The organism is Kitasatospora sp. NPDC001225 (assembly GCF_053597855.1).
In genome coordinates this window covers 1-13,295 of sequence record NZ_JBSFJC010000180.1, presented here as the reverse complement: position 1 = coordinate 13,295, position 13,295 = coordinate 1, and the positions used below count along the sequence as shown (strand labels likewise).

At 75.9% G+C, this 13,295-nt stretch carries 13 protein-coding genes and 1 pseudogene; 7 read left to right on the top strand and 7 right to left on the bottom strand.

Annotated elements, in window-relative coordinates; translation table 11 throughout:
• Positions 1-252, top strand: a 252-nt coding sequence (locus ACWDCZ_RS35620; protein ID WP_449818039.1) for a lasso peptide biosynthesis B2 protein, incomplete at its 5' end; no start/stop codon positions are given.
• Between the two features lie 55 nt (positions 253-307).
• On the opposite strand, the gene ACWDCZ_RS35615 is transcribed toward ACWDCZ_RS35620, so the two are convergent.
• Together ACWDCZ_RS35615 and ACWDCZ_RS35610 are read right to left on the bottom strand one after the other, a co-directional pair.
• Positions 308-1,084: a MerR family transcriptional regulator gene (locus tag ACWDCZ_RS35615; RefSeq protein ID WP_449818038.1), complete on the bottom strand. Its 777-nt coding sequence runs from the start codon at positions 1,082-1,084 to the stop codon at positions 308-310.
• Positions 1,085-1,088: 4 nt separating this feature from the next.
• Positions 1,089-2,213: a serine hydrolase domain-containing protein gene (locus ACWDCZ_RS35610; protein WP_449818037.1), complete on the bottom strand. Its 1,125-nt coding sequence runs from the start codon at positions 2,211-2,213 to the stop codon at positions 1,089-1,091.
• A 444-nt stretch (positions 2,214-2,657) separates the two neighbouring features.
• Here ACWDCZ_RS35610 and ACWDCZ_RS35605 point away from each other — a divergent pair, with 444 nt between their 5' ends.
• Complete coding sequence (locus ACWDCZ_RS35605) at positions 2,658-3,248, top strand: hypothetical protein (RefSeq protein ID WP_234348478.1); 591 nt, start codon at positions 2,658-2,660, stop codon at positions 3,246-3,248.
• 51 nt (positions 3,249-3,299) lie between these two features.
• Here ACWDCZ_RS35605 and ACWDCZ_RS35600 read toward each other — a convergent pair whose 3' ends face one another.
• The 3 genes from ACWDCZ_RS35600 to ACWDCZ_RS35590 form a co-directional block, all read right to left on the bottom strand.
• Entirely contained in the window at positions 3,300-3,932 is a 633-nt protein-coding gene (locus ACWDCZ_RS35600) for a flavin reductase family protein (protein WP_449818036.1), read from the bottom strand.
• Between the two features lie 170 nt (positions 3,933-4,102).
• A complete protein-coding gene (locus ACWDCZ_RS35595) occupies positions 4,103-4,681 on the bottom strand; it encodes a carbonic anhydrase (protein ID WP_049654174.1) in 579 nt (192 codons plus the stop codon).
• Positions 4,682-4,916: 235 nt separating this feature from the next.
• Entirely contained in the window at positions 4,917-6,095 is a 1,179-nt protein-coding gene (locus ACWDCZ_RS35590) for a PP2C family protein-serine/threonine phosphatase (protein WP_449818035.1), read from the bottom strand.
• Between the two features lie 199 nt (positions 6,096-6,294).
• Here ACWDCZ_RS35590 and ACWDCZ_RS35585 point away from each other — a divergent pair, with 199 nt between their 5' ends.
• The gene (locus ACWDCZ_RS35585; RefSeq protein ID WP_387969132.1) at positions 6,295-6,765 is read left to right on the top strand and encodes a helix-turn-helix transcriptional regulator; all 471 of its coding nucleotides are present in this window, start codon (positions 6,295-6,297) and stop codon (positions 6,763-6,765) included.
• A gap of 5 nt (positions 6,766-6,770) precedes the next feature.
• A complete protein-coding gene (locus ACWDCZ_RS35580; protein WP_049654179.1) occupies positions 6,771-7,187 on the top strand; it encodes a VOC family protein in 417 nt (138 codons plus the stop codon).
• A gap of 26 nt (positions 7,188-7,213) precedes the next feature.
• On the opposite strand, the gene ACWDCZ_RS35575 is transcribed toward ACWDCZ_RS35580, so the two are convergent.
• Positions 7,214-8,539, bottom strand: a complete 1,326-nt coding sequence (locus ACWDCZ_RS35575; protein WP_449818034.1) for an FAD-dependent monooxygenase — start codon at positions 8,537-8,539, stop codon at positions 7,214-7,216.
• Between the two features lie 168 nt (positions 8,540-8,707).
• Here ACWDCZ_RS35575 and ACWDCZ_RS35570 point away from each other — a divergent pair, with 168 nt between their 5' ends.
• Positions 8,708-9,100 (top strand): RidA family protein, encoded by a 393-nt coding sequence (locus ACWDCZ_RS35570; protein ID WP_074001088.1) that lies wholly within the window; start codon positions 8,708-8,710, stop codon positions 9,098-9,100.
• 151 nt (positions 9,101-9,251) lie between these two features.
• On the top strand, positions 9,252-11,459 hold the full coding sequence (locus tag ACWDCZ_RS35565) for an MMPL family transporter (RefSeq protein ID WP_449818033.1): 2,208 nt from the start codon (positions 9,252-9,254) through the stop codon (positions 11,457-11,459).
• A gap of 112 nt (positions 11,460-11,571) precedes the next feature.
• Here the strand turns inward: ACWDCZ_RS35565 and ACWDCZ_RS35560 are convergent, their stop codons facing one another.
• Complete coding sequence (locus ACWDCZ_RS35560) at positions 11,572-12,390, bottom strand: BPL-N domain-containing protein (RefSeq protein ID WP_449818032.1); 819 nt, start codon at positions 12,388-12,390, stop codon at positions 11,572-11,574.
• A gap of 200 nt (positions 12,391-12,590) precedes the next feature.
• Between ACWDCZ_RS35560 and ACWDCZ_RS35555 the strand changes: the two are divergent.
• Positions 12,591-13,295: pseudogene (locus tag ACWDCZ_RS35555) on the top strand (hypothetical protein); the annotation flags it as partial.

The window sequence follows — 13,295 nt, the reverse complement described above, 5'->3', positions numbered from 1 at the left end:
GTCCACCCGCTCGGGCAGCCGGGCGCCGCTCTCGAAGGCCGCGTCGGCGCCGAGCTCCAACGCTCCATCGCCGCAGCCCTGTTGTGCCGCACCCGGGGCGCCTGGCCGACCTGGCGAACCGGCGTGCGCACCGCCCCGTTCCGCGCCCACGCCTGGATCGAGGCCGAGGGCGGCCCCGTCGACGAGCCCGCCGAACTCGCCCACTTCCACCCGCTGATCACCATCGCCCCGGAGCCCCGGCCGGGCTGGTGACCGGCGGAGGGCCGCGCGGGAAGTCGGCCCGGCTTCCCGCGGGCGGCAGGGGGCGCTACCGGTGCGGGGACGGCACGCCGGCGGCGCGCAGCCGGGCCTCGGTGAGCGCGGTCAGCCGGGCCGAGACCGGGGCCTGGTCGTCGCGGTGGCGGTCGATCAGCCGGTACTGGGTGGCGGCCCTGGCCCAGGCGCGCAGGCTGGCCGGGTCGCCCAGCAGGGCGGGGTTGGCGAGGTAGTGGTCGGCCATGGCGGCGGCGAGCTCCTCGACCCTCGGATCGTCCGGCTCCCAGGCCTCGGCCTCCTGGCCGCGTCTGGTCAGCTCGACGAACCCCGGGTCGTCCAGGCGCAGTTCGAGCTGGGCGAGGAGGCCGTCGAAGCCCTCCGGCACCAGCGCCCGCGCCAGCACCAGGGCCTCGCGCTGCGCCGCCACGTAGTCGGGGCCGAGGCCGAGCCCGGGCATCCGCTCCAGGACCGCGCAGGCGCGGTCGGGCAGCAGGGCCCGGTCGCCGTCGGCGAGCCGGTGCAGGGTGTCGCGGCGCGCGGTCAGTTCCGTGATCCGCTCGGTCAGGCGCCGCTCCACGTCGGCGAGGGCGGTGGCGAACCGCTCGCCGTCGGCGTCGAGCAGCGGCCCGACCTCCGCCAGCGGCACCCCGGCGGCGGCCAGCGTCCGGACCTGCACCAGCCGCAGCAATTCGCCCGACCCGTACCGCCGGTAGCCGGAGGCGTCGCGCAGCGGCTCCTCGACCAGCCCCTGCCGGTGGTAGTGCCGCACCGTCTTCACCGTGACGCCGACGTACGCGGCCGCCTGCCCGATCGTGACTCCGTTTGCCATCCGTTCAGCCTGCCGTACGGCCGGATGCCGTGGGGCCGGGCCCGGTGCCGAACACCTCGTCGACGAGCCGTCGCTGGGCGCTCTGGAACGCCGCGGCGACGGACACGTCGGCGTCGTCCACGTAGGTCAGCCCGGCGGTCAGGGTGGTGCCGCCGTCCGGCGAGCCGTACATCAGCGCGGCCGAGCCGATGGTGGCGCCGTTGTGGTGGAAGACGGTGCCCGTGTCCGTGGCCTGGGCGAAGATCCCCAGCCCGTAGCCGACCGTCGCCTCCGGCGCGCGCATCTCGGCCAGCAGGCCGGGCGGCAGCAGCCGGCCGCCCATCAGCGCGGAGAAGTACACGTGCAGGTCCCGGGTGGTCGAGATCATGTCGCCGCCGCCCGAGACCCAGGACGGGTTGTGCCGGGTGACGTCGACCGTCCGCTCCCGCCCGGCGTCCTCGTAGCGGTAGTAGCTGCGGCCGTGCGGCTCGGGCACCTCCGGCGAGGCGCCCGGGGCCACCGTCCCGGTCAGCCCCAGCGGCTCCAGGACCAGCCGCCGCAGCTCCTCGGCGAACGGCCGGCCGGTGACCCGCTCGACCACCAGCCGGGCCAGCACGTAGTTGGTGTTGGCGTAGCTCCAGCGCGCCCCCGGCGCGAACCGCGCCGGCCGGGACAGCGACAGCCGCACCAACTCCTCGGGCCGGTAGGTGCGGAAGCGGTCCTCCACCCACTCCCGGCCCCGCCACGGGACCCCCGGCACGAACGTCCCGTCCTCCTCCAGCTCGCCGGTGTGGTTGAAGATCCCGCTGGTGTGCTGGAGCAGCATCCGCACCGTGATCCGCCGGTCCAGCCCGAACCCGGGCAGGTGGTCGCCGGCCGGGTCGTCCAGGGCCAGCCGGCCCTCGGCCACCAGCATCAGCACCGAGGTCGCGATGAAGCTCTTGGTGACGCTGCCGACGCGGAAGTGCCCGTCGGCCGGCGGCCTCTCCTCGCGGCCCAGCTCGCGGGACCCGGCGGTGCCGACCCACTCGCCGTGCGCGTCGTTCACCCGCACCTGCACGCCGAGGAAACCGGATCCGGCGATCTCCTCGACCGCCCGTCGCAGCTCCGGGCGGTCCGGGCCGTGGGTGGAGTGGTGGGTGGTGGACATGCTGCCCCCTCGTATCGCGGGGCCCGCGTCGTCGTCGGGCCCGATGAGAGGAGCCTCCACCCTGACCCAAGGTCAACCTCAACCGTGTTCCGGCTCACAGGCGCGGCCCGCCCACGCGAGGCGGGAGGCGCGGGAGGCGGGGCGCGGCGCCGGGTGGGGTGGACGGGGGAGCCCGGAGGCCGGGGCCGCCGTCGGCACGATCGGGAAGGCGGCGGCCCCGGCCCCGGTACGGGTTTCCGTACGGGCGGGGCATCGACCGCGGGGTTGCCCGTACGGCTGCGGTCGGCACCCATTCCACGACTTCAACAGGACTTGAAGTCAAGCCCCGCCCGAGGCGAGGCCCCGCCCGAGGGTGCCGCTCCGGGGCCGGGTAGCCTCGCTCCCGGCGGGGGCCCGCGGGGGACGGACACGTACACAACGGACAAGACGGACAGGGGCGGGCGGATGACGGAGCAGCACACGTACTGGCGGGCGTCGGACGGTTCGGCGGTCAGCGCCAGCCAGGCGCACATCGTGTGGACCAGGGCGGCCTACCCGGCCCTGGTGGAGGTGGCGCGCCGCTACCACGCGGTGATCAGCTACCCGGACCTGGCCGAGGCGGTGCAGGAGGCCTCGGGGGTGCGCACCCGGATCAACCAGCGGCACTGGATAGGCAAGGTGCTGGCCCTGGTGATCCGTGAGGCGCACCGGCGCGGCGACCCACCGCTGACGGCCCTGGTGGTGCACGCCACCGACGGCAAGGTCGGGCCCGGCTACCAGGAGGTGCTGGCGGTGGCCGGACAGCCGCCGGTGGCCGCCGAGATGGACCGCGAGCAGCACGCGGCCGCCGCCCGCCTGGCCTGCTACCGGCACTTCGCCGCCGACCTGCCCGCCGACGGCGGCACGCCGGCCCTGGCCCCGCGCCTGCGGGCCTCGGTGGAGCGCAAGGCCGCCGTCGCCGCGCCGCCGCGCCCGCCGGCGATCTGTCCGAGCTGCTTCCTGGAGCTGCCCGCGACGCGGGTGTGCGACTCCTGCGGGGCGACCGTCGCGCCCTGAGCACCACCGGTGAGCGAACGTCCCGAGCGGAGGCCCCGGGCGGACGCCACGTCACACGGCGGCGGGCAGCCGCCCGGGCATCTGCCAGCCCTCGGCGAGGCGGGAGGGGGCCAGGCGCCGCCCGTCGCCGAAGAACTCGCAGAACTTCATGATCAGCGGGTCCCAGCCGACCGGGTCGACGTAGTGGTCGCTGCCGGGCACCAGCAGGCTCTCCTCGACGTGGGCGCGCACCACCGTCACCTCGAAGGCGGTGCGCCCGCCGCCCGCCAGCGCCGTCGCCGACTCCACCCGGCACTCCAGCTGCACCGGGCACTCGGCGGCGCGCGGCGCCCGCACCAGCTCGCTGGGCACCTCGGTCAGCCCGGCGGCCTCGAACTTGCGCCGCTCGTGGCGGTAGCCCTGCCGCAGCCGGTACTCGGCGATCCGCGGCTTGGCGGTCAGCAGCGCGAGGGCGTCCACCGCGTCCACCTGCGCGGAGGACGCCAGGTTGAGCACGCACTCGCCCTCGCGCCGCAGGTTCTCGGCGGTCTGCGAGCTGTCGCCCAGGCCGAGCACGCACGACTGCCCCAGCCACCAGGCCGAGGACATCGGCATGAGGTTGGCGCTGCCGTCCTCGTTGCGCGAGCCGATCAGCACCACGGGGGTGCCGAAGTACAGGACCTTGAGATCGATGGCCTTGTGCACGGGAGCCTGCCGTCCTCGGGAAATGGGGAACCGTTGCCGGTCACCGACTCTGCCGCCGCCCGCACGGGGGCGCTGGCGGTGATCGGACATCGAGTTCCGGAGGATGCGACTCCGGTTTCCCGAGGACGGCGTCCGCGCCCCGGCGACGGGCGGGACGCGGCGGCCCGCCGTCAGCCCACCGGCCCCCGGGCGGAGACCAGCCGGGCCCGGCCGTCGCGCAGCCGGTAGGACAGGCCCACCACGGCCACCTTCCCCTCGGCGATCCGCGCCGCCAGCGCCTGCGAGCGCTCCACCAGCAGGTCCACGGTCTGGCGGATGTGCTCGTCCACGATCCCGTCCCGGTCCTCGATGCCCGCCGCCCTGGCGGACAGCACGCTCGGGGTCACCCGCTCCACCACGTCCCGGACGAAACCGCCCGGCAGCTGCCCCTGCTCCAGGGAGTCCAGCGCCGCCGCCACCGCACCGCAGGAGTCGTGCCCCAGCACCACCACCAGCGGGCAGTCCAGCACGCTCACCCCGTACTCGATGCTGCCCAGCGCCTCCGCGCCGGTGACGTGCCCGGCGGTGCGCACCACGAAGAGGTCGCCCAGGCCCTGGTCGAAGATGATCTCGGCGGCCAGCCGGGAGTCCGAGCAGCCGAACAGCACCGCGAAGGGCCGCTGCGCCGGGGCGAGCGCCGCGCGGCGCCCGGCGTCCTGGTTGGGGTGCTCGGGGTTGCCCGCCACGAACCGGGCGTTGCCCTGCATCATCACCCGCAGCGCCTGGGCGGGGTCGGTCAGGAAGTCGTCCGTCGGACCGTCGAGCCGGGTGGGCTCGGGGCTGGGTATCGGTGTGGGGATCATGCCTGCACCCTAGATCGCCGCAGGTGGAGCCCGCAGCCGGGGGTCAAGGGCCGGACGGCCCCATGGACGGTCCCGTACGGCCCCGTACGGCCGTGTACAGCCCCGTACGGCCCTGTTCGGCCCGTCCCGGGCGGCTACCGGGCTACCGGGCCGGCGGGGCCGGCGGTTCCGGGGCGGGGCGCAGGGCGAGCACGGTGACGTCGTCGCGGCTGCTCCCGCCGCTCCAGCGCCGGGCCCGCCGGTCCAGGGCCTCGGGCAGGGCGTCGGCGGGGACGGCGGCGAGGTCGGCCAGGCCCCGTTCGACCGGGTAGAACGCGCCGGAGGCGTCCTGGGCCTCGGTGATGCCGTCGGTGAGCAGCACCAGCACCCCGTCCCCGGGCAGCGTGAAACGCCGCTCGGGGCGCGGTTCGCCGGTGGCGGCCAGGGCGGCGAGGCCGAGCGGGAGCCCGGCGTCCAGGGGGACGGGCTCCACCCGGCCGTCGGGGCGCAGCAGGTAGGGGGAGAGGTGGCCGCAGTTGACGGCCCGCACCTCGGTGGCGCGGCCCCCGTCGTCGGTGCCCTCGTCGTCGGTGCCCCCGTCGTTGCTGTCCGGGGCGCGGACGCAGAGCACGGTGGCCGTGACGAACCGTTCCTGCTCGCCGCTCTGCTCCGCGTAGGCGTTGTGCCGCTCCACCGCCGCCTCCAGGGCGTCGGCGACGGCGGTCAGCCGCGGCTCGCGGAAGGCCGCCTCCCGGAAGGCGCTCAGCACCGCGAAGCCCGTCCCGATCGCGAGCAGGCCCTTGCCCTGGACGTCGCCGACCAGCACCCGGGTGCCGTGCGGGGTCTCGGCGACGTCGTACAGGTCGCCGCCGACCATGGCGTCCTGCTCCAGCGGCCGGTACAGCCCGTCCAGGCGCACGTCCGGGGTGGTGACGGGCAGCGGGCGCAGCAGCTGGCGCTGGAGGGCGACGGCGACCTGCCGCATCCGCGACAGCTGCCGCTCGCGCCGCACCCGCCGCGCGCACAGGCCGATCACGGCGGCCTCGGCGGCGACCACGCCCAGCAGGGTGCCCAGGCGGGCCGGCAGGTCCCCGGGCGGGAACAGCACCGAGTGGGCCACCACCACGGCGGTCACCCACACCGAGGCCGCCACCGTCTGGGCGACGGTGCCCAGGCCCGCCAGCAGCGCGGGCAGGAACACCAGCAGCAGCACCAGACGGGCACTGGTGCCGCTGACCGCCTGGACGAGCAGCACCGCGACGGTCGCGGCCAGCAGGCCGAGCACCACCGCCCGGTTGCCGGGCGCGCGCGGGGCGGTGGGCTGCTCGTCCTCGCCGTCCACCCCTGTCGCCCTCTCCGCCGTCCGGCCCCCGCTCCAGGGTGGTCGGCGCGGCGGGGCGGGCGCGAGCGGGCTGCGCCGGGCGGGGGACGGGGTGGACGGATCGGCCGGGCGCCGTCTGTCGGTGGCAGTCGGTACCGTGGCCGGTGTGTCGTCCCCGTCCTCGTCCCCGTCTTCTACCTCGTCCCCGTCCGCGGGCCGCGTGCCGCTCGACGACCTCGTGCGGCTGCGCCGGGCCCGGGACCGGATGGACCGCGAGTACGCGCAGCCGCTGGACGTGCCGGCGCTGGCCCGCACCGCGCTGATGTCCTCCGGCCACTTCTCGCGCAGCTTCCGCGCCGCCTACGGCGAGACCCCGTACACCTACCTGATGACCCGCCGGATCGAACGGGCCAAGGCGCTGCTGCGGCGCGGGGACCTGAGCGTGACCGAGGTCTGCATGGCGGTGGGCTGCACCTCGCTGGGCTCCTTCAGCACCCGCTTCACCGAGCTGGTCGGGCAGAGCCCCAGCGCCTACCGGGCCCGCGACCACGAGCAGGGCGCGGCGATCCCGGCCTGCGTCGCCAAGATCGGCACCCGCCCGGTGCGGCGCGCGGAGGCCAAGGAGGCGAAGGAGGCCAAGGGGGCGAAGGGGAACGGGAGCGACGGCGGCCCCGGTGCTCCCGTAGCGTGACGGGCATGAGCATCGAACTCGCGCAGTGCTTCATCGCCGTCGACGACCACGACCGGGCGCTCGCCTTCTACCGCGACGTCCTCGGCTTCGAAGTGCGCAACGACGTCGGCTTCGAGGGTATGCGCTGGGTCACCGTCGGCTCGCCCGACCAGCCCGGCGTGGAGATCGTCCTGGAGCCCCCGCTGGCCGACCCGCACGCCTCCGAGGCCGACCGCCGGGCCGCCGCCGAACTCCTCGCCAAGGGCCTGCTGCGCGGCGTCATCTTCCGCACCGACGACTGCGACGCCACCTTCGAGCGCATCCGGGCGGCCGGCGCCGAGGTCCTCCAGGAGCCGATGGACCAGCCCTACGGGGTGCGCGACTGCGCCTTCCGCGACCCGTCGGGCAACATGCTGCGCTTCAACCAGCCGCGTACGGCGTAGCCGGGCGGGGGCGTGCGGCCTGAGGCTCAGGCGGTCCGGGCGGGCAGCGTGCGGGCGGGCAGCGGGTAGTCGGGCAGGGCGATGTCGCCGGCCTTGGCGAACTGGGCGGCCAGCACGGGGCGCAGCGGCCAGCGGCCCATCCAGCGCATGGAGGCGGCGCGCAGGCGGATCGCCAGGGCGCTGTCCGGGGCGTAGCCGCGCAGGCCGCCGGGCGGTAGCTCCTGGGCCCGGGTGGCGTAGGGGCGCATCAGCTCCTCGTAGCGGGCGAAGGCGGTGCGGAAGTCGCCTGCGGCGGCGGCGAGTTCACCGGCCAGCAGGTAGGCGCCGACCAGGGCGAGGCTGGTGCCGAGGCCGGTCAGGGGGCTCGGGCTGTACCCAGCGTCGCCGAGCAGGGCGACGCGGCCGCGGCTGTAGTGGTCGAGGTGGACCTGGCCGAAGGTGTCGAAGGCGAAGTCCCCGGCGGTGCGCATCCCGGCGAGCAGCCGGTCCACCTCCCAGCCGGCGCCGGCGAAGCGCTCGGCGAGCAGGCGCCGCTGGGCGGCGGTGTCGCGGCGGTCGTAGGCCGCGGGTGCGCGGCGCAGGCCGAGGGAGGCCTTGACCTCGCCGGGCAGCCGGCCGGGGCGGGCGCCGGCGACCAGGCCGCCGGGGGCGTTGTACATCAGGAACCAGCCGTCGAGCTCGCGGGCGAGGGCGGGGTCGTGGACGGTGAACCAGGCGTGGCAGCCGCCGAGCGGCCGGTAGTGGGCGCCTTCGCTGCCGTCGGGGCCGGCGGGGTCGTCGCCGGGGCGGAAGGCGAGGCAGCGGACGGCGGAGTGCAGCCCGTCCGCGCCGACGACCAGGGCGAAGCGGCGGGCGGGGGCGTTCTCGAAGGTGACGGTGACGCCCCCGGCGTCCTGGTCGAGCGCGGTGACGGTGTCGTCCCAGAGGTACTCGACGCCGTCGGTGGCCTCGCGCAGCAGGTCGGCGAGGTCGCCGCGGAGGATCTCGATCTCGGAGACGATGCCCTCGCCGTCGAACAGCCCGACGGGTATCCGGGCGGTGGCCCGCCCGCGCCGGTCGACCAGGGCGATGCCGTGCTGCTCGACGCGCAGCGCGCGGGCCCGCTCCATCAGCCCCATCCGCTCGATCACGGTGCGCCCGGCGCCGCGCAGGTCGACGGCCTGCCCGCCGGGGCGCGGGCCGGCGGCGCGCTCGACGACGGTGGGGGTGAAGCCGTGGCGGCGCAGCCAGTAGGCGAGGGCGGGGCCGGCGATCCCGGCGCCGGAGACGAGGACGTCGGTGCCGGGGCGGTCGGCGGCAGGGACGTCGGTGGCGGGGGCATCGGTGCCCGTCGGATGGTCCAGGTGTTCCATGCCGCCGAATGTACGCCGTACGCGTCGGCGCCAACAAGCCTTGCCGTGGGGCTATTTGAGGCTGGTGCACTAGTGCGGTGGGGTGCTCCGGGGCAGGTCCGGCGGCGCGCGGGGGCGTTCGTGCGGGCAGACGGCCCGACGGGTGCACTAGTGCGGCACCATGGTGCGATGGAGAGCACTCGACAGACAGTCAGTTCCGGCTCGCCCCTCGAACCGCGGATCGGCTTCTCCCGCGCCGTGCGCAAGGGCAACCACGTCGCGGTCGCGGGCACCGCCCCGATCAGCGAGCAGGGCACGACGGTCGGCCAGGGCGACGTCTACGCCCAGACCGTCCGCTGCCTGGACATCGCCGAGGCCGCCCTGCGGGAGGCGGGCGCCACCCTCACGGACGTCGTACGGACCCGCGTCATGCTCACCGACATGAGCCAGTGGCGGGAGGCCGCGCGCGCCCACGGCGAGCGCTTCGCGCAGATCCGCCCGGTCACCACCTTCGTGGAGGTGTCGCGCTTCATCGACGAGCGCTGGCTGGTGGAGGTCGAGGTGGACGCGGTGATCGGCTAGCCGGCGGGGGGCCGGGGTCGAGGTCGTCGGGGTAGGGGCGGCCGGGGCGGAATGAAAGGCGGGACGGGTGCTGTTGTCGCTGGTCGATATACCCCCACCCGTATTTTTTCGGGCCTCCGGACCTCCCCGGCGCCCGAGAACGGAGCACCACGTGAACCGCCCCGCCGAAGCCGTACGGCCCGCCGCCCCGCCCCCCGACGCCCCCGGCAGCGGCGGCGCCCCCGAGAACGGCCGACCCGGGCCGCTCGGCCGCCTCGGGGTGTGGTCGACCCGGCACTTCAAGGCCGTCCTGGTCGGCTGGCTGATCGTCGTCATCGGCCTCGGCGCCTTCGCCCCCAAGGTCACCAGCGCGCTGTCCGGCGCCGGCTGGCAGGCCGACGGCTCCCAGTCCGTCCGGGTCCGCGAACTCGCCGAGCGGCACTTCGCCGGCAACGCCTCCTCCGCGATCCAGATCGTCGTCGCCGCCGACCGCCCCGTCACCGACCCGGCCGTCCAGAAGGTGATCACCGAGGCGCACGACCTCGCCGCCGCCGACCCGCGGGTGTCCACCGTCGTCACGCCCCAGCCCGGCGCCACCATCAGCCCCGACGGCCGCACCGCCGTCCTGCTCGCCGGCGCCGCCGCCTCGCCCGACGACATGGTCCGCGCCGCCGACGACCTCAAGGGACCGCTCGGCGCCCTGTCCACGGACGGCGTCAGCGTCCACGCCACCGGCGCCTCCGTCCTGTGGAGCGACTTCAACAAGGCCAACCACGACGCCATGATGAAGTCCGAGGTCATGTCCTGGCCGGTCACCCTCGCCATCCTGGTGCTCGCCTTCGGCTCCCTCGTCGCCGCCGGACTGCCCCTGCTGCTCACCATGGCCGGCCTCGCCGCCTCGGCCGGCTCCCTCGTCCTGATCAGCCACCTCTTCCCGGTGTCCGTCTGGGCGATGAACTTCGCCATGATGTTCGCCCTGGCCCTCGGGATCGACTACGCGCTCTTCCTCGTCATGCGCTTCCGCGCCGCCCGCCGGGCCGACGGCCGTTCCGCCGGCCGCGCCGACGAGGGCGCCGTGCGCGCCGTCGCCGAGACCATGGACACCGCCGGCAAGGCCGTCCTGCTCTCCGGCGCCACCGTCCTGGTCAGCCTCTCCGCCGTGATGCTCGTCCCCTCCCCGGCGTTCCGCTCGATGGCCGGCGGCATCATGCTCGCCGTCCTGTTCGTCCTCGCCGCCACCCTCACCCTGCTGCCCGCCGTCCTCGGCCGGCTCGGCCACCGCGTCGACGCCCTCTCCCTGCCCTGGACCAAGTCCACCCCACCCGCCTCCCCGCGCTTCGCCGCCTGGGGCGAACGCCTCTGGAAGCACCCGCTGCGCTACGGCGCCCTCGCCCTCGCCGCACTGATCGCCCTCGCCGCCCCCGTCATCGGACTGCGCACCGCGATGCCGTCCATCACCGTCCTGCCCGAGGACGCCAGCGCCCGCGCCGGCTACACCGCCGTCCAGCAGGCCTTCGGCCCCGGCGCCCCCGGCACCCTGCAGATCCTCACCCCCACCGACCGCGCCGCCGAGGTCGCCGCCCGGGTCGCCACCACCCCCGGCATCGCCGCCGCCATGCCCGCCCAGGCCGCCGCCGACGGCTCCGGCTGGTCGATGATCCAGGCCGTGCCCACCGTCGACCCCTCCAGCCCCGACCTCTCCGGCACCGTCCACACCCTGCGCGCCGAACTGCCCGCCGACACCATGGTCGGCGGCGCCGCCGTCGAGAACCTCGACCTGCAGCACCTGCTCACCGAGAAGACCCCGCTGGTCATCGGCGTCGTCATGGCCCTCGGCTTCCTGCTGCTGCTCGCCGCCCTGCGCGCCCCGCTGATCGCCGCCCTCGGCACCGCCGCCAGCCTGCTGTCCACCGGAGCCGCCTTCGGCGTCGCCCGCCTGGTCTTCCAGGACGGCCACGGAGCCGGCCTGCTGGGCTTCACCCCGCAGGGCTTCCTGGACGGCTGGGCACCGGTGTTCTTCTTCGCGATGATCTTCGCCATCGCGATGGACTACACCGTCTTCCTCCTCGCCTCCGCCAAGGAGCACTACGAACGCACCGGCGACCCCAAGGCCGCCATGACCGGGGCCCTGGCCCACTCCGGCCGGGTCGTCTTCGCCGCCGCCGGCGTCATGGTCGCGGTGTTCTTCACCTTCGCCCTGTCCGGCCCGCTCCCGCCCAAGGAGATGGGCATCGTCCTCGGCACCGCCGTCCTCCTCGACGCCGCCCTGGTCCGCCTCGTCCTGCTCCCCGTCCTGCTGCGCCTGACCGGGCACGCCGCCTGGCACACCCCCCGCTGGCTGGACCGGGTACTGCCGCGGATCACCTTCTCGCACGGCTGACGGCCTGCCCGTCCCCGTGCGGCCCCTGCCCCCCCGGCGCACTGCCGGGGGGCAGGGGCCGACTGTTGCCGCCACCGGGTACCCGCTTCGCGCCACCGGTCCGGCGTCAGGCTCAGGGTGCGGGCGTGGGGGACGGCCCGGCGGTCGGGGCGGGGGCGGTCAGCGCGTGGAGCAGGTCCTCGCCGAGGGTGAGGCCGGTGGCGGAGTGGTCGGGCAGCCCGTAGTCGCCGTACCAGTCGGCCGGGGCTTCCGGGTGCGGGCCGCTGACCGCGACCCGGCCCCGGCCGTACGGGGCGACGGCGGCGGCGGTGCGGCCGTTGGGGTAGCGGGCGAGGACGTCCGTGCCCGGGCCGTCGACGTCGAAGTACGGGCCGTCCTGGAAGTACATCCGCTGCGGGCGGCCGCGCCACAGGACGTCGACCAGGCCGTCCTGTTCGTCGGTGACGGTGGCGTCCGGGGAGCGGATGTACTCGCCGGAGTCGCCGGGCAGGAGGTCGAAGCCGGGGTCGCCGGCCAGGTAGCCGCCCATGCACAGCCCCAGGTAGCGGCCGCCGCCGCGCACGTAGGCGCGCACCAGGTCCGGGGAGAAGCCCGGTTCGCGGGCCAGCAGGTCCCACGCGGTGCCCACCTCCTGCCCGTTGGTGCCGCCCGGCTGCACGTACACCGCCGCGTCGGCCAGCGCCGCCGGGCCGAACCGCACCCGCTCCTTGGGTCCGATGAACCGCACCGCGAACCCGGCCCGCTCCAGCAGCCCCCGCGCCGCCTCCGGGCACCCGTCGCAGGCGGCCGGCCCCCGGTACACCAGCGCCGTCGGCCGCTCCTCGCCCCGTTGCGGCAGGGACCTCTCCGCCGGCTCGCCGCCGCACCCCGCCGTCACCAGCACCGCCGCCGCCACCAGTCCCAGCACCCGCCCGACCCGCACTCCCGCCACCCCTCCCGAAGGCCCCGCGCGGCCGCCCCTCGCCGTCCGCCGTGACGACGCTACGGCCCGCCGGGCGCGCACCGGGCGCGCGCCCCCCGATCCGGCGAACCCGCGCGGCCGGGGTTGACGCGTGGCGGTGCGGAGACACCGATGGCCCCCGCGCCGCCCCGAGGGCACAATGACCTGGTCCGACGGGCGGGAGGGGACCCATGGGGAAGACGGACGGCCTGCGGGGCGGGCGCGGACGGGCGGCCGGCGCGCTGCTGCTGCGCGGCCTGCTCGCCCTGCTGGGACTGGCAGTTGTGGCGATCGGCTTCGTCCGGTTCGACGCCGCGTACGACGCCCGCGGCGCCTACCTCGACGCACCCGCCTGCGGGGCCCAGGCCACCGGGCCGCAGGAGGACTGCCTGCGCTCGGAGAGCGGCCGGGTGACGAGGAAGTGGGCTGACCCGGGCAACGACTCGACCTCGTACGGGATCGCGGTGGCGCGCGAGAACGGGCCGAGCGACACCTACCCGGTCAGGGAGTCGCTCTACGACGCCGTGGACGTCGGCTCCGTGGTCGAGCTGAGGCTCTGGCACGGCCGGGTCGCCGACATCGCCTACCAGGGCCGCCGCACCGAGCCGCCGAGCACCCCGTGGCTCGCCATGACCGGGGTCGCGCTGCTGGTCGGCGCGGGCACGACGTTGCTGGTCCGCGGCCTGACCGGGACGTTCCAGAGCGAGGGCGACTGGCGGGTCCCGCTGGGAACCGCGATCTCGCTGTTCCTCGCCACCGGGTTCGGCGGCGCGCTGATGCTGTCCCAGCACTGGCCGTGGGGCCTGGCGATGGCCGTGGCGGGGGGGGGGGGGGGGGGGGGCCCCCCCCCACCAGGGGGGTGTGGGGAGGGGGGAGGGACGCAACAAGGAAAACGC